Annotated in this window: 15 protein-coding genes; 11 read left to right on the plus strand and 4 right to left on the minus strand. The window is 67.0% G+C overall.

The genetic code is table 11. The annotated features are described in order from the left end of the window. The 3 genes from mutL to A9975_RS25650 all read left to right on the plus strand — a co-directional run. On the plus strand, window positions 1-1,993 hold a 1,993-nt coding region (gene mutL / locus A9975_RS25640), incomplete at its 5' end, for a DNA mismatch repair endonuclease MutL (RefSeq protein WP_183035221.1). 20 nt (window positions 1,994-2,013) lie between these two features. Beyond that, window positions 2,014-3,000: a tRNA (adenosine(37)-N6)-dimethylallyltransferase MiaA gene (gene miaA / locus A9975_RS25645; RefSeq protein WP_183035222.1), complete on the plus strand. Its 987-nt coding sequence runs from the start codon at window positions 2,014-2,016 to the stop codon at window positions 2,998-3,000. A gap of 79 nt (window positions 3,001-3,079) precedes the next feature. Then, the gene (locus A9975_RS25650; RefSeq protein ID WP_183035223.1) at window positions 3,080-3,583 is read left to right on the plus strand and encodes a GNAT family N-acetyltransferase; all 504 of its coding nucleotides are present in this window, start codon (window positions 3,080-3,082) and stop codon (window positions 3,581-3,583) included. Between the two features lie 94 nt (window positions 3,584-3,677). Here the strand turns inward: A9975_RS25650 and purM are convergent, their stop codons facing one another. Continuing rightward, the gene (gene purM / locus A9975_RS25655) at window positions 3,678-4,730 is read right to left on the minus strand and encodes a phosphoribosylformylglycinamidine cyclo-ligase (RefSeq protein ID WP_183035224.1); all 1,053 of its coding nucleotides are present in this window, start codon (window positions 4,728-4,730) and stop codon (window positions 3,678-3,680) included. Window positions 4,731-5,008: 278 nt separating this feature from the next. On the opposite strand from purM, the gene hda reads away from it, so the two are divergent. The 8 genes from hda to A9975_RS25695 all read left to right on the plus strand — a co-directional run bounded on the left by hda (window position 5,009) and on the right by A9975_RS25695 (window position 11,836). Next, window positions 5,009-5,716 (plus strand): DnaA regulatory inactivator Hda, encoded by a 708-nt coding sequence (gene hda, locus A9975_RS25660; RefSeq protein WP_043349383.1) that lies wholly within the window; start codon window positions 5,009-5,011, stop codon window positions 5,714-5,716. 115 nt (window positions 5,717-5,831) lie between these two features. Continuing rightward, entirely contained in the window at window positions 5,832-6,506 is a 675-nt protein-coding gene (locus tag A9975_RS25665) for an HAD family phosphatase (RefSeq protein WP_183035225.1), read from the plus strand. Window position 6,507: 1 nt separating this feature from the next. Beyond that, a complete protein-coding gene (gene pcnB, locus A9975_RS25670; RefSeq protein ID WP_183035226.1) occupies window positions 6,508-8,121 on the plus strand; it encodes a polynucleotide adenylyltransferase PcnB in 1,614 nt (537 codons plus the stop codon). After that, window positions 8,121-8,639 (plus strand): 2-amino-4-hydroxy-6-hydroxymethyldihydropteridine diphosphokinase, encoded by a 519-nt coding sequence (gene folK, locus A9975_RS25675; protein ID WP_183035227.1) that lies wholly within the window; start codon window positions 8,121-8,123, stop codon window positions 8,637-8,639. The genes pcnB and folK overlap by 1 nt, the downstream gene beginning before the upstream one ends. An 82-nt stretch (window positions 8,640-8,721) precedes the next feature. Continuing rightward, entirely contained in the window at window positions 8,722-9,363 is a 642-nt protein-coding gene (locus tag A9975_RS25680) for a deoxynucleoside kinase (RefSeq protein WP_150985982.1), read from the plus strand. Between the two features lie 211 nt (window positions 9,364-9,574). Continuing rightward, on the plus strand, window positions 9,575-10,396 hold the full coding sequence (gene panB / locus A9975_RS25685; RefSeq protein WP_183035228.1) for a 3-methyl-2-oxobutanoate hydroxymethyltransferase: 822 nt from the start codon (window positions 9,575-9,577) through the stop codon (window positions 10,394-10,396). A 13-nt stretch (window positions 10,397-10,409) separates the two neighbouring features. Continuing rightward, a complete protein-coding gene (locus tag A9975_RS25690) occupies window positions 10,410-11,108 on the plus strand; it encodes an ABC transporter permease (protein ID WP_183035229.1) in 699 nt (232 codons plus the stop codon). After that, window positions 11,105-11,836, plus strand: a complete 732-nt coding sequence (locus A9975_RS25695) for an energy-coupling factor ABC transporter ATP-binding protein (protein ID WP_255503450.1) — start codon at window positions 11,105-11,107, stop codon at window positions 11,834-11,836. The genes A9975_RS25690 and A9975_RS25695 overlap by 4 nt, the downstream gene beginning before the upstream one ends. Before the next feature lie 15 nt (window positions 11,837-11,851). Here A9975_RS25695 and A9975_RS25700 read toward each other — a convergent pair whose 3' ends face one another. The 3 genes from A9975_RS25700 to dnaK all read right to left on the minus strand — a co-directional run bounded on the left by A9975_RS25700 (window position 11,852) and on the right by dnaK (window position 17,380). Further along, window positions 11,852-13,744, minus strand: coding sequence for a chorismate-binding protein (locus A9975_RS25700; protein ID WP_370565496.1), 1,893 nt, complete (start codon window positions 13,742-13,744; stop codon window positions 11,852-11,854). Window positions 13,745-14,049: 305 nt separating this feature from the next. Next, window positions 14,050-15,198 carry a molecular chaperone DnaJ gene (dnaJ, locus tag A9975_RS25705; RefSeq protein ID WP_150985979.1) on the minus strand — a complete coding sequence of 383 codons (1,149 nt, stop codon included), beginning with the start codon at window positions 15,196-15,198 and terminating at the stop codon, window positions 14,050-14,052. A gap of 175 nt (window positions 15,199-15,373) precedes the next feature. Next, window positions 15,374-17,380 carry a molecular chaperone DnaK gene (dnaK, locus tag A9975_RS25710; RefSeq protein ID WP_367651384.1) on the minus strand — a complete coding sequence of 669 codons (2,007 nt, stop codon included), beginning with the start codon at window positions 17,378-17,380 and terminating at the stop codon, window positions 15,374-15,376. Window positions 17,381-17,529 lie beyond the last annotated feature (149 nt).

A 17,529-nucleotide genomic window follows, 5' to 3' on the forward strand; every position in this document is an offset into this window, starting at 1 on the left:
CCCCCTGCCCGACCAGCTGATCAGCCAGATCGCGGCCGGCGAGGTGGTGGAGCGCCCCGCCTCCGTGGTCAAGGAACTGCTGGAGAACGCGCTGGACGCCGGCGCCACCCAGCTCAACCTCCGCCTGGAGGAAGGTGGCGTGCGCCGCATCGTGATTGCCGACAACGGCTGTGGCATTCCCGCCGATGAACTGCCGGTCGCGCTCAAGCGCCACGCCACCAGCAAGATCGCCTCGCTGGACGAGCTTGAAGCGGTGCTGACGCTTGGCTTTCGCGGCGAAGCACTGGCCTCGATCGCCTCGGTGTCCGAGCTGACCCTGACCAGCCGCACGGCCAGCGATACCCACGCGATGCAGGTGATCGCCGACACCGGCGTGGTACAGCCCGCATCCGGCGGCGTGGGCACCACCGTCGACGTGCAGCACCTTTACTTCAACACGCCAGCGCGCAGAAAGTTCCTGAAATCCGAACAAACCGAGTTTGGCCACTGCCTGGAGATGGTGCGGCGCGCGGCGCTGGCGCGCCCGGACGTGGCCATCTCGGTCCATCACAATGGCCGTCCGATGGAGCACTGGAACGCCGGCGACGTCGCCACGCGCACCGCCCAGGTGCTGGGCGCCGACTTCGCCAACGCCCGGCTGCCGCTGGATGAAGAGGCCGGCAGCTTGCACCTGTACGGCTTTGCCGGGCTGCCCACCGCCTCGCGCGGGCGCCCGGACCAGCAGTTCTTCTTCGTCAACGGCCGCTACGTGCGTGACAAGCTGCTGACCCACGCCGTGCGCAGTGCTTACCAGGACGTGCTGCACGGCGACCGCTTCCCCTCCTATGTGCTGTGCATGGACCTGCCGCCCGAGATGGTGGACGTGAACGTGCACCCGTCCAAGATCGAAGTGCGTTTCCGCGAATCGCGTTCGGTGCACCAGTTTGTCTACCACGCCGTGCAGCGTTGCCTGGCGCGGCAGGCCGGCGAGCAGGGCGACAGCCTGCATACGCCGGTCGACGCGGCCGATCCGGCGGCGGCTGAGCCGATTGGCGGCGCCGGCGGATTCCCGGGCGCGCGTAGCTTTGGTGGCAGCTCCGGCGGCTCCGGCGGCTCCGGTGGCTTCGGCGGATCGGGCAGAAGCGGCGGCATGGGCGGCGGCGCCAGCCCGCGCCCATGGGTCGACTACACTGCCGCCGCACGGCAGACCGAGCTCGGCGTGGCCCAGCCCCGGCAGGCCTACCTCGGCATGGTGCGCGACGCGATCCAGCCGGGCGGCGGGTTTTCACGCGGCCCCGCCGCCTATGTCCCGCCGGCCGGCCCGGGCGCCACGCCCCCGGCCTGGCTGGCCGATGCGCAAGCCGCCCGCGAGAACGAACCGCCCGGCCTGCTGGACCAGCTGGCCCGCCAGGAACTTCCCGAAGACGAGGCCAGCCCGCTGGGCTATGCCATCGCGCAGTTGCACGGCATCTATGTGCTGGCGCAAAACGCGCGCGGCCTGGTGCTGGTGGATATGCACGCCGCCCACGAGCGCATCCTCTACGAGCAGATCAAGACCGCGCTCGAAGCGCGCGAGCTCGCGGTGCAGTCGCTGCTGATCCCGGTCACGCTTACAGCCAGCCCGGTGGAAATCGGCACGGCCGAGGAGCACCAGGAAACCCTCACCCTGCTCGGCTTCGACATCGCGCAGGTCTCGCCCACCACGCTGGCAATCCGCGCGATTCCCGCCCTGCTCAAGCAGGCCGACACCGAAGCCCTGGCGCGCGACGTGCTGCGCGACCTGCAAGCCTTCGGCGGCTCGCGCGTGCTGGTCGAGCGCCAGAACGAACTGCTGGCCACGCTGGCTTGCCACAGCGCGGTGCGCGCCAACCGCAAGCTCACGCTGGAAGAAATGAACGCGCTGCTGCGCCAGATGGAGCAGACCGAGCGCGCCGACCAGTGCAACCACGGCCGGCCCACCTGGGTGCAGCTGACCGTGGCGGAACTCGATCGCCTGTTCCTGCGCGGGCAGTAAGCCGCGTGCCCAACGACTTGATGACAACAGCCTCACCCAGCGGCACCGCCGCGCCCGCACCAGGCCACGCGCCGGTGGTCTGCCTGCTCGGTCCCACCGCCTCCGGCAAGACCGCCGCGGCACTGGCGCTGGCCGCACAGACGCCGATCGAGATCATCAGCCTGGACTCGGCCCTGGTCTACCGCGAGATGGACATCGGCACCGCCAAGCCCTCGCCCGCCGAGCTGGCCGCGGTGCCGCACCACCTGATCGACATCATCGATCCGGCCGATAGCTACTCGGCCGCCCAGTTCGTCACCGACGCCGAGCGGCTGATCGTGGAGATCCGCGCGCGCGGCCGCGAGCCGCTGATCGTCGGCGGCACCATGCTGTACTACAAGGCGCTGACACAGGGCCTGAACGACCTCCCACAAGCCGATCCTGCCCTGCGTGCCGAGCTGGACGCGCTGGCCGCCGAGCGCGGCTGGCCGGCGCTGCATGCCATGCTGGGCGAGGTCGACCCGGTCACCGCGGCCCGCCTCGCGCCCAACGATGCCCAGCGCATCCAGCGCGCACTGGAGATCCACCGCCTGTCCGGCCAGCCCATGTCGGCGCTGCTGGCGCGCCAAGCCGACGAGCGCACCTTTGCCGGCGCAGCCGACCGACGCTACCGCGTGATCGCGCTGGAGCCGTCGGACCGCGCCGTACTGCACACGCGTATCGCCACCCGCTACGACGCCATGCTGGCGGGCGGCTTTATCGAGGAAGTGCAACGGCTGCGCGCGCGCGGCGACCTGCAGCCCACGCTGCCCTCGATCCGCTGCGTCGGCTACCGGCAGGTGTGGGAATACCTCGATGGCGAGACCGATTTCGACACCATGCGCGAGCGCGGCCTGGCCGCCACCCGCCAGCTCTGCAAGCGCCAGCTGACCTGGCTGCGCAGCACGCCCGAGCGGGAGGTCGTGGACTGCCTGGCGCCGGACTACGTCGCGCAGGTGGCGCGGCTGGCGCGGATCGGGCAAGCGTAGCGTCACTGCCGGGAGGGGACGGTGCGACGGATCAGCGATAATCGTCGTCCATATCTTGCCGATAACGTCAAATCCCAACATGTCTGCCACCGATTTCGTACTGCGCCCCGCCACTCCCGACGATTGCGAAAACTTGCTCGCGCTGATCACTGGACTGGCCGAATACGAGAAACTCACCCACCTGGTCGAAGCCACGCCGGAAAAACTGCGCGAGGCGCTATTTGGCCCGCGCCCGCATGCCGAGGCTGTGCTGGTGGAGGTCCCCGGCACTCAGGGTCCGCAGGCCGTCGGGTTCGCCTTGTTCTTCCACAATTTCTCGACCTTCCTGGCCAAGCCCGGGCTGTATCTGGAAGACCTGTATGTCGACCCCGCCTGGCGCGGCCATGGGCTGGGCAAGGTCCTGCTCAAGCATCTTGCGGCGCTGGCGGTGGAGCGCGGCTGCGGCCGCTTTGAATGGAGCGTGCTGGACTGGAACACGCCTTCCATTGATTTCTACCGGGCAATGGGTGCGGACGTGATGCCGGACTGGCGAATTTGCCGGGTGACTGGGGATGCGCTGGCGAAGCTGGGCGCGACGGAGTGACTCGGCAGGCCGTCGATCGGCGGTCTGCGCCCGGCGGGCAAAAAAAACGGCGCATGCCTGAGCATGCGCCGTTTTTTTATTGGAGCGGGACCGCTCAGACCACGATGGTCTGCGCCTGGCCTTCTTCACGCTCGCGGATCTCGCCGATCTGCCACACGGCTTCGCCAGCGGCTTGCAGATGACGAATGGCGCGGTCAGCGTCTTCCTTGGCGACGATCACCACCATGCCGATGCCGCAGTTGAACACGCGGTGCATTTCGTCATCGGCGACGTTGCCCTGGGCTTGCAGCCACTGGAACAGCGGCGGCAGGGTCCAGGCGTCGCGCTGCAGCACGGCGGTCACGTTCTGCGCCAGTACGCGCGGCACGTTCTCGGTCAAGCCGCCGCCGGTGATGTGGGCCATGCCCTTGACCGGCAGGGTCTCGATCAGCGACAGCAGCGGCTTCACGTAGATGCGGGTGGGCGCCATGATGGCGTCCTGCAGGCGCTGGCCGTGGAAGTCTGCGTTCAGGTCCGGCTTGGCCACTTCGATGATCTTGCGCACCAGCGAGTAGCCGTTGGAGTGCGCGCCCGACGAAGCCAGGCCCAGCACCACGTCGCCCGGCACGATGGTGGTACCGTCGATGATGCGGCTCTTCTCCACGGCGCCAACCGCGAAACCAGCCAGGTCGTACTCGCCATCGGGGTACATGCTGGGCATTTCGGCGGTTTCGCCACCGATCAGCGCGCAGCCGGACAGCTCGCAGCCGTGGGCGATGCCCTTGATCACGGTCGCCGCGGTTTCCACGTCGAGCTTGCCGCAGGCAAAGTAGTCGAGGAAGAACAGCGGCTCGGCGCCCTGCACCAGGATGTCGTTGACGCTCATGGCGACCAGGTCCTGGCCCACGGTGTCGTGGCGGTTCAGCTGGAAGGCCAGCTTGAGCTTGGTGCCCACGCCGTCCGTGCCGGAGACCAGCACCGGCTCCTTGTATTTCTTGGACAGCTCGAACAGCGCGCCGAAGCCCCCGATGCCGGCCATCACGCCTTCGCGCATGGTGCGCTTGGCGAACGGCTTGATGCGGTCGACGAGCGCGTCGCCCGCGTCGATATCGACGCCGGCATCGCGGTAGGAGAGGCCTGCCTGGCCGGAAGTGGGGGATGCGCTCATGGGAACCTGCTTTTCCTGGAGTATGAAGTGAGGAATGCGGCGCTCACGACGGCGATTTGCGGCCGCGAGTCCAGTAGAATTGCAATTTTAACGGATACGGGCTTCCGGCTTCCAGTTTCCGGTGTTCCGTGTCATGAAGTATTGTCCGCAGCCATTCCCGATGAAGATGATTCCGGCAGCGACCGGCCGTTCTGCCCGCGCCCTACAGGCGGTCAGCGCATGCCAGCCGCGACGCGTTTACCTGACAGATGATCCGTACCCAAAGTAACCGATAAGTCATGTTTCAGCGTCCCAAGCAGCTATCGCTTGAACTTGGCAGTCCGCCGCCCTCGACCTTCGAGAATTTTTTCGTTGCGGTCAACCGCGAGCCGGTGCAGCGCCTGCGCGACCTGGCCACGGCGGTGGCGCAGGAGCGGGCCGCCGACCGCCTGATCTACCTGTGGGGCGAAGTGGGCTCGGGCCGCACCCACCTGCTGCATGCGGTCTGCGACAGCGGCTACCAGGCCGGCATCCGTTGCCGCTACCTGAGCCCGCATCACGCCTTGTCGGACTTCATCTTCGACCCGAGCTGCCAGCTCTACACCGTGGACGATGTGGAGCTGCTCGACGAAGCGCGCCAGATCGCCGTGTTCTCGCTGTATAACGAGGTCCGGGCTCACGTGCGCACCGCCATCGTGGTGGCCGGCAGCCAGGCGCCGCTGGCCATGCCGGTGCGCGAGGACCTGCGCACGCGGCTGGGCTGGGGCCTGGTCTATCAGTTGGCACCGCTGTCGGACGAGGACAAGATGGCGGCCCTGGTGCAGGCCGCGCGCGAGCGCGGGCTTCAGCTTTCGCCGGAAATCCCGCACTGGCTGGTCACGCGCAAATACCGCGACATGCCCAGCCTGATGGCGCTGCTGGACGCGCTGGACACCTATTCGCTGGAGCGCAAGCGCGCCGTGACGCTGCCCCTGCTGCGGGAAATGTTTGCCGAGTTGCGCGAGTGAGCCAGGGCCTGCGCGCCAGCGCGCGTGACCCATGGCATGCACCGTGCTTGCCTTTGTTGGCATCCAGAGACGTTAAGAAAGCTCTCACAGTCACGTTAATGTAAAATCGCCGCCCATGAATCTGGCATTGTTCGACCTCGACCACACCTTGCTCCCGACCGACAGCGACCACGAATGGGGCCGCTTCCTGGTACGCCTGGGCGTTGTCGACGAGGAATTCTACCGCCGCAGGAACGACGAGTTCTTCGGCCATTACAAGGCTGGCACCCTGGATATCCAGGCTTTCCTGCGTTTCGCGCTGGCGCCGCTGGCGGCCAATCCGCGCGACCGCCTGGAAGCGTTGCGCAGCCAGTTCATGCGTGAAGTGATCGATCCGGTCATCACGCCGCAGGCGCGCGCACTGGTCTACAAGCACCTCGACGCCGGCGACCTGTGCGCCGTGGTCACCGCTACCAATAGTTTCGTCACCGCCCCGATCACGGCGGCCTTCGGCATCAAGCACCTGATCGCCACCGAGCCGGCCACCGCCAACGGCAAGCCCGACGGCGCCTTCACCGGCGAAGTGGATGGCATTCCCAGCTTCCGCGAGGGCAAGATAACCCGGGTGGAAGCCTGGCTAAAGAGCATGGGCACCCAATGGGATGCCTTCGAAAACACCACCTTCTACAGCGATTCGGCCAACGACCTGCCGCTGCTGGAGAAGGTCAGCGAGCCGATCGCCGCCAACCCGGACGATCGCCTGCGTCACCACGCCGCCGCGTCAGGCTGGCGCATCATGGACCTGTTCTGACGTGATCAAAAAGCTAATCAACCGGCTGCTAGGCAAGCCGGGCACCCAGCAGCGCCCCGTCAAACGCCGCGGTCAGCGCGCCCATACGCCGAATATCGTTACGCATGCCGAGCACCAGATCGACCAGTCGCTGATCTCGCGCAATGCCATCAAGGTCACCTCCACGCTGCAGCAGGCAGGCTACGACGCGTTTATCGTCGGCGGCGCGGTGCGCGACCTGTTGCTAGGCATCAAGCCCAAGGACTTCGACGTCGCCACCAACGCCACGCCTGACCAGGTGCAGGCGCTGTTCCGCCGCTCGCGCATCATCGGCCGGCGCTTCCAGATCGTGCACGTGACGTTCTATGGCGGGCGCGAGCAGGAAATCATTGAAGTCTCCACCTTCCGCGCGCTGGTCGACGCGGTCGCCAGCGAGACCTTGCCCGAAGGGCGCCGCCTCAAGCGCTCCGAGCTCGACAGCAAGACCCACGCGATCGATGCCTCGGGCCGCGTGCTGCGCGACAACGTGTGGGGCTCGCAGGCCGAAGACGCGGAACGCCGCGACTTCACCATCAATGCGATGTACTACGACCCCGCCCAGCAACTGGTGTACGACTACCACCAGGGCATGGAGGACATCCGCGCGCGCACGCTGCGCATGATCGGCGATCCGGTCACGCGCTACCGCGAGGACCCCATCCGCATGCTGCGCGTGGTGCGCTTCGCCGCCAAGACCGGGTTCACGATCGACGAGGACACCCGCCAGCCGATCGCCGACTTGGCCTCGCTGATCCACAATGTGCCCAGCGCGCGCCTGTTCGACGAGATGCTCAAGCTGCTGATGTCAGGCCATGCCTGGGCATCGCTGCAGGAGCTGCGCAAGGCCGGCCTGCACCGCGGCCTGCTGCCGCTGCTGGATGTCGCGCTGGAGCAGCCGATGGGCCAGCGCTTCGTGCAGCTGGCGCTGGACAACACGGACCAGCGCGTGCAGGTTGGCAAGCCGGTCTCGCCGGGCTTCCTGTTCGCCGCGCTGCTATGGCACCACGTGCTGCAGCGTTGGACCACGCTGCGCGAGGAAGGCGAACACGCCATCGCCGCGCTCAATATCGCCATGGACGACGTGCTGGAGCGCCAGACCGGCCAGCTCGCCATCCAGCGCCGCTTTGTCACCGACATGCGGGACATCTGGGGCATGCAGCCGCGCTTCGAGAAGCGCGTGGGCCGCATGCCGTTCCGCCTGATCGAGTCGCCGCGCTTCCGTGCCGGCTTCGATTTCCTTTACCTGCGCTGCGAATCCGGCGAGCAGCCGGCCGAACTGGCGAAATGGTGGCAGGACTTCCAGGATGCCGATAGCCACGGCCGCGAGGACCTGATCGAAGCAGTGCGCCCGGTGCGCGGTGCCGGCAAGCAAGGCGGCGGCGGCAGCGGCGGCGCGGGCGATGCCGATGGCTTTGAGCCCGCCGGAGATGGCGATAGCGGCGACAGCGGCGGCCCGGCACGGAAGAAGCGCCGTCGGCGCAGTCCGCGGAAATCGGATAAAGTTTCTCCGCGGAGTGATATGGACGCGAGCCAGGAATCCGGCTCCACTGCAGACCGGAAAGCCGGCAAGGTACGCGTCCAGCCGGAGGAATCGTAATGACACTTGCCTTTATCGGCATCGGAGCCAACCTGGGTGATGCCCGGCAGGCTCTGAAAGATGCCATCGTGTGCCTGGCCCAACAGGTTGGCATCACGGTGCTGGCGAGATCGTCGCTCTATCGCACGGCCCCGGTCGATGCGACGGGCGACGACTACTACAACGCGGTGGTCAAGGTAGAGACCTCGTTCACCGCCGCCCAGCTATTGCGCATCTGTCACCACATCGAGGATCAGTTTGGCCGCGAGCGGCCTTTCCGCAACGCACCACGCACCCTGGACCTGGACCTGCTGGTCTTTGGCGACGAAATCCACCAGGACGAAAAGCTGGTGGTGCCGCATCCACGCCTGGCCGAACGCGCCTTCACGCTGGTGCCGCTGCTTGAGCTGGATGCCGAACTGGTTATCCCCGGCCTTGGCCCCGCGGCGGATTACCTGGCCGCGGTCAGCGCCCAGCGCGTCGAGAAGGTCTCCTTTTGCAAGTGCACGCGGCAACTGGACGCGCGCAGCGATTCCTGAAGCCATGGCCGGCAGCGGCAAGCCGGCCCCGCTTTATCCGCCCTGTACTGTGTAGTTCCTCCCTAGCCGACCGGACCCGCCCATGCTCGAACACTTGCGCCGCATTGTGGTGGAAGGCCCCATCGGAGCCGGCAAGACCGCGCTCGCACAACGCCTGGCGCAAACCCTGCGCACCGGCGAATTGCTCGATGCGGCACGTGAAAACCCCTTCCTGGAACGCTACTACCGCGAGCCCGCGCGATACGCGCTGCCGCTGCAGCTGTCGCTGCTGAACCAGCGCGCGCAGCAGCTCAAGGCCTGGCAGGCGGCACTGCTGGCGGGCCAGCGCATGGTGGGCGATTTCCTGCACACCAGGGACCGCCTCTACGCCGGGCTGACACTGCCCGAGGACGAACTGGCGCTGTACGACGCCCTCGCCGCGCGCCTGCCGGCCCAAGGCCAGCGCGTGGACCTCGTCATCGTGCTGCAGGCCTCACCCGCCCTGCTGCGCGAGCGCATCGCCCGGCGCAACGCACCTGGCGAGTCCAGCATCGACGATGCCTATCTGGAGCGGTTGTCGGATGCCTACGGCGAGCTGTTCCATCGCTACGACGAGGCACCGGTCATGATCGTCGACACCGCCCACTTCAGCCCGGTAGACAACGACGCCGATTTCCGTACACTACTGTCGCGCATCGAAAACATGCGTGGCCGCAAGGCCTTTCTCAATCTCGCTGCGCCCTGACAGGCTCTCTGGCCTGCCAGCCTTCACCATAACGACAGCAGTCGCTGCCGCGAATCCCGTGGCCCCATCCTGGGGCCGAGCGCCTCGCGCAGTACGAACTGAAAGGGGCAAAGGCCTTGCCGCACGGATGCAGATGCGTTGATGCACCGATCATGAATGCACTGCGGCATCGCGGCCGGCCCGGCTCCCGTCTCTCTACCGGCCCAACGTCATGAGTTACCTCCTCGACCCCTCCCGCAAGACCGTCACCATCCCCAAGCTGCAAGCGATGCGCGCCGCCGGCGAGAAAATCGCCATGCTGACCGCCTACGACTCCAGCTTCGCCGCGCTGCTCGACTACTGCGGGGTCGAGGTGCTGCTGGTCGGCGACTCCCTTGGCAATGTCATGCAAGGCCAGCAGACCACGCTGCCCGTGACGCTGGAACAAGTTGTCTATCACACCGAATGCGTGGCACGCGGCAACCAGAGCGCGCTGCTGGTGGCGGACCTGCCATTCGGCACCTATCCCACCCCGGAGGCCACCTTCACCAGCGCCGTGGCGTTAATGCGGGCCGGCGCGCATATGGTCAAGCTGGAGGGCGGCGACTGGCTCGCGCCCACCGTCAAGTTCCTGGTCGAGCGCAGCATTCCGGTGTGCGCCCACATTGGCCTGACGCCGCAGTCGGTGCACGCGCTGGGCGGCTTCAAGGTGCAGGGCAAGACCGACGAAAGCGCGGCGCAGCTCAAGCGCGACGCGCTCGCGCTGCAAGCGGCGGGCGCCCAGTTGATCGTGATGGAAGCGGTGCCGGCGGCCGTGGCCGGCGTGGTCACCGGCCTGCTGAACATCCCGACCATCGGCATCGGCGCCGGCGCGGATTGCTCCGGCCAGGTCCTGGTGCTGCAGGACATGATCAACGTCTACCCGGGCCGCAAGGCCAAGTTCGTGCGCAACTTCATGGAAGGCGCCGGCTCGATCGAGGCCGCAGTGCGCGCCTACGTGGCGGCCGTGAAGGACGGCAGCTTCCCGGCCGTCGAGCACACCTTCTCGGCCTGAGCGCGCGCCGGCAATGGAGATCGGTGCCGCCACCGCCGCGGCCTTCGCGCTTCTGGCCAGCGGTGACGGCGCCATCTGGTTCATCGTCTGGACCTCGCTGGTGGTAGCCGTGCTCGGGCTGGCGCTTGCCGCCGTGCCGGCCATCGGCGCGGCCTACCTGATCGCCACCCACGATTTTCCCGGGCGGCGCGTGGTGGTCGTGATGGCGCAGGCCTTCCTCTCCTTCCCGACCGTGCTGGTCGGGCTGATCCTCTACCTGCTGTTCACCCGCCACGGGCCGCTGGGCAATTTCTCCTTGCTGTTCACACGCAGCGGCATGGTGCTCGGGCAGGCGGTGATCGGCTTCCCGGTGGTGCTGGCGTTTGCCCTGTCCACCTTGCAGGGGGCGGATGCGCGGCTGCGTGAAACCGCCTGGGTACTGGGTGCCGGGCGCTGGCGGACCTTTTTCACCGTCCTGCGCGAGATGCGCTTCGGCCTGATGGCCGCGCTGGTGGCGGGCTTTGGGCGGGTCATTGCCGAAGTCGGCTCGGCGTTGATGATCGGCGGCAATATCGAAGGCGCCACCCGGACCATCACCACGGCCATCGCGCTGGAAACCAGCAAGGGGGAATTCGCCCAGGGTATCGCGCTGGGCGTTGTGCTGATCGCACTGGCGGTGCTCGTCAATGTGATGCTGGCGTGGCTGCAGGGCGCGGGAGGATTTCGCCGATGAGCACCCTGCCCGCGCGCCGCACGCCTGACGGGCAGGCGTTGCCGCCTTCCCAGCTGCCGCCGCTGCTGACGGTGCGCGGCTTGCTGCGCCAGGTAGGCGCGCGGCGGCTGTTCGATATTGCCGAGCTGGCCTTCCCACGCGCCGCTGTGGTGGTGCTGACCGGTGTCAATGGCGCGGGCAAGAGCACGCTGCTGCGCATGGTGGCGGGGCTGGAGCGCGCACCCGGCGCGACGGTGGCCTGGACCAGCGCGGACGGCACGCCGCGCAATGCCGCACTCGATCCGCTGCCCGCCGCGCTGCGCCAGCGCATTGCCTACCTGCACCAGCATCCCTACCTGTTTCGCACCTCAGTGCGCGAGAACATCGCCTATGGCCTGAAGGCGCGCGGCATGCCCGACGACGAAGTCAGGCGGCGCGTGGGAGCCGCGCTGGGCTGGGCCGGCATCACGCACGTGCAGGACACCGCCCCCGAATGCCTGTCCGGCGGCGAGGTGCAGCGCGTGGCACTGGCCCGCGCCAAGGTGCTGGAGCCCGATTTGCTGCTGCTGGACGAGCCCACCTCCAGCCTGGACGGCCACGCACGCGAACAGGTGATCGGCCTGGTGAAGGAGCTGGCCGCCGAAGGCCGCAGCGTGGTGATGGTCTGCCACGATCGCGAGCTGATCAACCTGCCGGGCGTGGTGCGCTGGAAGCTTGGCGACGGGCGCCTGGATACGCGCCACCCCTGAACGCCTGGCTCAGGCTCAGGCTCTTGCCGGCAACTGCGCCGATAGCACGCCCCGCAGCGAGTTCGCCAGCGCTAGTGCCTCCGCGCTCAGCAGCATGGCCCGCGTGACAACCGCCTCACGCACCGTCCCGCCGAGATAGCATGCACCATCGCCCAGCACCGCGGCGCGCATCACGCCGGGCAGGATATCAGCGGCCAGCGGCGGCGTCAGCCACTCGCCTTGCACCTTGACGAACACGGAGCTGCGGCCGCCTTCGAGCAGCTCGCCGCGGGCGTTGAAGAACAGGCTGTCGAAGGCGCCGGCGCGCTCGGCCGCTTGCCAGCCGGCGTCATAGACGGCACGCGCACTGGTCTTGTGGCGGCGCAACGCGTCCGCGACCGGCAGCGCCTGCGCGGCCAGCACCACACGCACCGGGACCGCGGCGAGCGGCGCCACCGGGCCGTGGGCAACGGTGAAGCTGCCTGCCTTGTCCAGCGCCAGCCGCAGGCGCCAGGTGCCGGCACCGAGATCCGCCACGGCCGCCTGCACTAACGCCAACGCGCGAGCGCGCTCAAACCCAAAGCCGAAGCACGCAGCGGACGCCGCCAGCCGCGCCAGATGCTGATCCAGGCGCTGGCACGTGCCGTCTTCCACCCGCATCGTTTCGAACAAGGTAAAGCCCGGATCGTGCGCGGTCAGGAAGCGCGCCTTCCAGCCGCACTCGGCAAATTCGCCCGCGGCGTCGCTGTCATGCACGATGCCACCGCCCACGCCCATCTCGCCCGCGCGCAGCCCGTCGGCGCCCTGCGCGCCCAATACCAGCGTGCGGATGGCGACCGACAGCGCAAAGGTGCCCGGCCACGCCTGCGCTTGCCCTTCGCCGGGCGCATCGATCCAGCCGAGCGAGCCGGTGTAGAGGCCACGCGGCGCACTCTCCAGCTCGCCGATGATCTCCATGGTGCGCCGCTTGGGCGCGCCGGTGATGGAGCCGCAGGGAAACAGCGCGCGCATCAGATCCGCCAGGCTGGTGCCGGCGCGTGCCTTGGCAGTCACGGTGGAGGTCATCTGCAGCACCTGGCCGAAGGGCTGCACCACGAAGCGATCGGGCACGGCCACCGTACCCGGCACCGCGACGCGGCCCAGGTCGTTGCGCAGCAGGTCGACGATCATCACGTTCTCGGCGCGGTTCTTGGCGTCGGCCGCCAGCGCCAGCGCGGCCTCGGCATCGCGCGCGTCGTCGCCCGTGCGCGGCGCCGTGCCCTTCATCGGGCGGGTGAGCAACTGGCCCTGGCCGTCATGCCGGACGAACAATTCCGGCGACAGCGACAGCACCCAGCCATCGCCCGGCAACCGCGCCAGCGCGCCGTAGGGCACAGGCTGGGCGGCACGCAAGGCCGCATAGAGCGCCAGCGGATCGCCAAACTCGGCAAAGCGCAGGCGCTGCGTGAAGTTGACCTGATAGGTGTCGCCAGCTTCGATCCACTGGTGGATGCGAGCAATGGCGGCATGGAAGGCCGGTTCCGGCGTGTCGGCCAGGACATCCATCAAGCCGGCCTGCTGACCCGGGGACTGCGCCAGCCATTGCTCGACCTGCGCCTTGTCAAGGCGGTGCATTTCGCTGAACCACAGTAGGCGCAGCGCGCCATCGTGGAAGGGCAATGCGCAATCGACGTGGACCGGCACGCCAATCAGCGGGCCGCCGAATTCGTAAGGCGCGAACAACGTGGCGTGCCAGCCCTGGCGCCAGCCATCGGCCAGCAAGGCATCGAGCGTGCCGAGCGCGGAGGCATCCGGCAGCACGTCTTCACGGGCAAAGCCGGTGTACAGGCGCGATGCCGCCTCGCCCGGCGCGGCGGTGGCGTTGTCGAGCAGGACGAAAGGCTCGGCATTGGCCGGAAAGGGGAACGTGAGGATCGGGGAAACTGCCACGGGAAATCACCAGCGTAAATTGAGGTCGCCGGGAGGCGGGCGACATCGCATTATCGCGCGCCCGCCCTCTCCCCCGGCCCCTCTCCCACAAGTGGGAGAGGGGAGCAAACCAGCGACACTGAACGAAGCCGGCAGGATGCGCCAAAACCATTCGGAATGACGACGGCTGTCGCTCCCTCTCCCCTCAGGGGGAGAGGGGTGGCTTAGCTAGGAGCCAATCGAATCGAAGCCAACGGTTTTATCGCCCCAAAACAAAAAAGCCGGCCACGCATTAAAGCGTGGCCGGCCGCATGCCGCAAGCCAGATCAGCTGAAGAAGCTCTTCACCTTATCCAGCCAGGATTGCTCCTGCGGGCTGTGGCGCGAGCCACCTTCATGCACCGAGCGGTCGAACTGGCGCAGAATGTCCTTCTGCGCCTCGGTCAGCTTGACCGGCGTTTCCACGTTCACGTGCACGTAGAGGTCGCCGGGGTAGCCCGAGCGCACACCCTTGATGCCCTTGCCGCGCAGGCGGAAGGTCTTGCCGGGCTGGGTGCCTTCCGGCACCGGGAAGCTGGCCTTGCCGCCCAGCGTGGGCACTTCCAGGTCGCCGCCCAGCGCCGCGGTGGCGAAGGAAATCGGCATCTGGCAGTGCAGGTCGTCGCCGTCGCGCTCGAACACCGCGTGCTGCTTGATGTGGACTTCCACATACAGGTCACCCGGGGGGCCGCCGTTGATGCCCGGCTCGCCATTGCCCGAGGAGCGGATGCGCATGCCCTCGTCGATGCCGGCGGGAATCTTCACTTCCAGCGTCTTCTGCGACTTCAGCTTGCCCTGACCGTGGCACTTGGTGCACGGCTTGGGGATGTGCTTGCCGGTGCCGTGGCACTTGGGGCAAGTCTGCTGCATCGAGAAGAAGCCTTGCGACACGCGCACCTGGCCCGCGCCATGGCAGGTCGGGCAGGTTTCGACATTGGTGCCGGGCTCGGCGCCATTGCCGTGGCAATGCTCGCACTCGTCCCAGTGGGGCACCCGGATCTGCGCGTCGTGGCCGTGGGCGGCCTGCTCCAGCGTGATTTCCATGCTGTAGCGCAGGTCGGCGCCGCGGTATACCTGCGGGCCGCCGCCACGGCGTCCGCCGCCAGCCTGGCCGCCTTGCTGGCCGAAAATATCGCCGAAGATGTCGCCGAAGGCTTCGGCGAAACCGCCGTAGGCCTGGCCGCCGCCACCGAAGCCGCCCGCCATGTTGGGGTCGACGCCGGCGTGGCCGTACTGGTCGTAGGCTGCCTTCTTCTCAGGATCCGAAAGCATTTCGTAGGCCTCTTTGACCTCCTTGAACTTCTCTTCGGAATCCTTGCTGTCCGGATTGCGGTCCGGGTGGTGCTTCATCGCCAGCTTGCGATAGGCCTTCTTGATCTCGTCGTCGCCGGCGTTCTTGCCCACCCCGAGCACTTCGTAAAAGTCACGTTTTGCCATGGTGGCTGCTTACCTGATGGGCCCGGAAGCGTCCAAAGCCCGCCCGGGCGAAATAGCAAAAAAGCCGAGCGAGGCATTCGACGGCGGTAACCCGCTTGGTCCAATGTCCGTCGCCCGGCGTCGGGATGGGGGCTGGCGCAGGTGTTGCGCACCGCGCCCCCGCCCCGCTCTTCCATTACTTCTTGTCGTTGACTTCCTTGAACTCGGCGTCCACGACGTTATCGTCCTGCGGATGGGCTTGCTGATGGCCCGCGCCGGCAGCACCGGCACCGGCTGCGCCCGCGGCGCCCGCCGCACCCGCTTCGCCGGCCTGGGCCTGCATGTCCGCATAGACACGCTCGCCCAGCTTCTGGCTGGCTTCGGACAGCGCGCTGACCTTGGCATCGATCTCGGCCTTGTCGCCGCCGCGTGCGGCGTCTTCCAGTTCCTTGATCGCGGCTTCGATCTTTTCCTTCTCGCCCGCTTCCAGCTTGTCGCCGTATTCGGTGACAGCCTTCTTGGTCGAGTGGATCAGCGCGTCGGCCTGGTTGCGGGCATCCGCCAGCTCACGGGCCTTCTTGTCTTCCTCGGCGTTGGCCTCGGCGTCCTTCACCATGCGCTGGATCTCGTCTTCCGACAGGCCCGAGTTCGCCTTGATGGTGATGCGGTTTTCCTTGCCGGTCGCCTTGTCCTTGGCGCCCACGTGCAGGATGCCGTTGGCGTCGATGTCGAACGAGACTTCGATCTGCGGCGTGCCGCGTGCGGCCGGCGCGATGCCTTCGAGGTTGAACTCGCCCAGCAGCTTGTTGCCGGTGGCCATTTCACGCTCGCCCTGGAACACCTTGATGGTCACGGCCGGCTGGTTGTCGTCAGCGGTCGAGAACACCTGCGCATGCTTGGTCGGGATGGTGGTGTTCTTGGTGATCATCTTGGTCATCACGCCACCCAGGGTTTCGATACCCAGCGACAGCGGCGTCACGTCCAGCAGCAGCAGGTCCTTGCGGTCGCCCGACAGCACGGAGCCCTGGATCGCGGCGCCAACGGCGACGGCTTCGTCCGGGTTCACGTCCTTGCGCGCTTCCTTGCCGAAGAACTCCTTGACCTGTTCCTGCACCTTGGGCATGCGGGTCATGCCGCCGACCAGGATCACGTCGTCGATTTCGCTGACCTTGACGCCGGCGTCCTTGATGGCGATGCGGCACGGCTCGATGGTGCGCAGGATCAGTTCCTCGACCAGCGATTCCAGCTTGGCGCGGGTCATCTTCAGGTTCAAGTGCTTCGGACCGGAGGCATCCGCCGTGATGTACGGCAGGTTGATTTCGGTCTGCTGCGAGCTCGACAGTTCGATCTTGGCCTTTTCAGCGGCTTCCTTCAGGCGTTGCAGCGCGAGTACGTCCTTGGACAGGTCGACGCCCTGGTCCTTCTTGAACTCACCGATGATGTAGTCGATGATGCGCTGGTCGAAGTCTTCGCCGCCCAGGAAGGTGTCGCCATTGGTCGACAGCACTTCGAACTGCTTCTCGCCGTCAACGTCGGCGATCTCGATGATCGAGATGTCGAACGTGCCGCCACCCAGGTCATACACGGCGATCTTGCGGTCGCCCTTTTCGTTCTTGTCCAGGCCAAAGGCCAGCGCGGCCGCGGTCGGCTCGTTGATGATGCGCTTGACGTCCAGGCCCGCGATGCGGCCAGCGTCCTTGGTGGCCTGGCGCTGCGAGTCGTTGAAGTAAGCCGGCACGGTGATCACGGCTTCGGTCACCGGCTCGCCGAGGTAGTCTTCAGCGGTCTTCTTCATCTTGCGCAGCACTTCGGCGGACACCTGCGGCGGTGCCAGCTTCTGGTCGCGCACGGACACCCATGCGTCGCCGTTGTCGGCCTTGACGATGGTGTACGGCATCAGGCCGATGTCCTTCTGCACTTCTTTTTCTTCGAACTTGCGGCCGATCAGGCGCTTCACCGCATACAGGGTGTTGCGCGGATTGGTCACCGCCTGGCGCTTGGCAGGCGCGCCCACCAGGATCTCGCCGTCTTCCATGTAGGCGATGATCGAAGGGGTGGTACGCGTGCCTTCGGCATTTTCGATCACCTTGGGCGTATTGCCTTCCATGATCGCGACGCAGCTATTGGTGGTACCGAGGTCGATACCGATGATCTTACCCATTATTCTCTCCTCTTGAGCCCCGCTATCCGCGGGGACTGCAATTCATCCTGAGGCCGAAATGTGGCCGTCCGGGGCCATTTCAAGGGCTGGAAGTGCAATTCCGACTAAATTTCTCGGCTTCTCCCTCTGATCAACGGCAGACTGGCTGGCCAAGTTGAAGGGTGTTAGGAGACGTTGCGCGCCAAGCGTGG

It is taken from the genome of Cupriavidus sp. UME77 (assembly GCF_014170355.1).
Lineage (GTDB): Bacteria > Pseudomonadota > Gammaproteobacteria > Burkholderiales > Burkholderiaceae > Cupriavidus > Cupriavidus basilensis.

Bases quoted from the DNA above. Each gene is read 5' to 3' on its own strand.
- miaA (WP_183035222.1), top strand. From the start codon at position 2,014: ATGACAACAGCCTCACCCAGCGGCACCGCCGCGCCCGCACCAGGCCAC.
- A9975_RS25650 (WP_183035223.1), top strand. From the start codon at position 3,080: ATGTCTGCCACCGATTTCGTACTGCGCCCCGCCACTCCCGACGATTGC.
- purM (WP_183035224.1), bottom strand. From the start codon at position 4,730: ATGAGCGCATCCCCCACTTCCGGCCAGGCAGGCCTCTCCTACCGCGAT.
- hda (WP_043349383.1), top strand. From the start codon at position 5,009: ATGTTTCAGCGTCCCAAGCAGCTATCGCTTGAACTTGGCAGTCCGCCG.
- A9975_RS25665 (WP_183035225.1), top strand. From the start codon at position 5,832: ATGAATCTGGCATTGTTCGACCTCGACCACACCTTGCTCCCGACCGAC.
- folK (WP_183035227.1), top strand. From the start codon at position 8,121: ATGACACTTGCCTTTATCGGCATCGGAGCCAACCTGGGTGATGCCCGG.
- A9975_RS25680 (WP_150985982.1), top strand. From the start codon at position 8,722: ATGCTCGAACACTTGCGCCGCATTGTGGTGGAAGGCCCCATCGGAGCC.
- panB (WP_183035228.1), top strand. From the start codon at position 9,575: ATGAGTTACCTCCTCGACCCCTCCCGCAAGACCGTCACCATCCCCAAG.
- A9975_RS25690 (WP_183035229.1), top strand. From the start codon at position 10,410: ATGGAGATCGGTGCCGCCACCGCCGCGGCCTTCGCGCTTCTGGCCAGC.
- A9975_RS25695 (WP_255503450.1), top strand. From the start codon at position 11,105: ATGAGCACCCTGCCCGCGCGCCGCACGCCTGACGGGCAGGCGTTGCCG.
- dnaJ (WP_150985979.1), bottom strand. From the start codon at position 15,198: ATGGCAAAACGTGACTTTTACGAAGTGCTCGGGGTGGGCAAGAACGCC.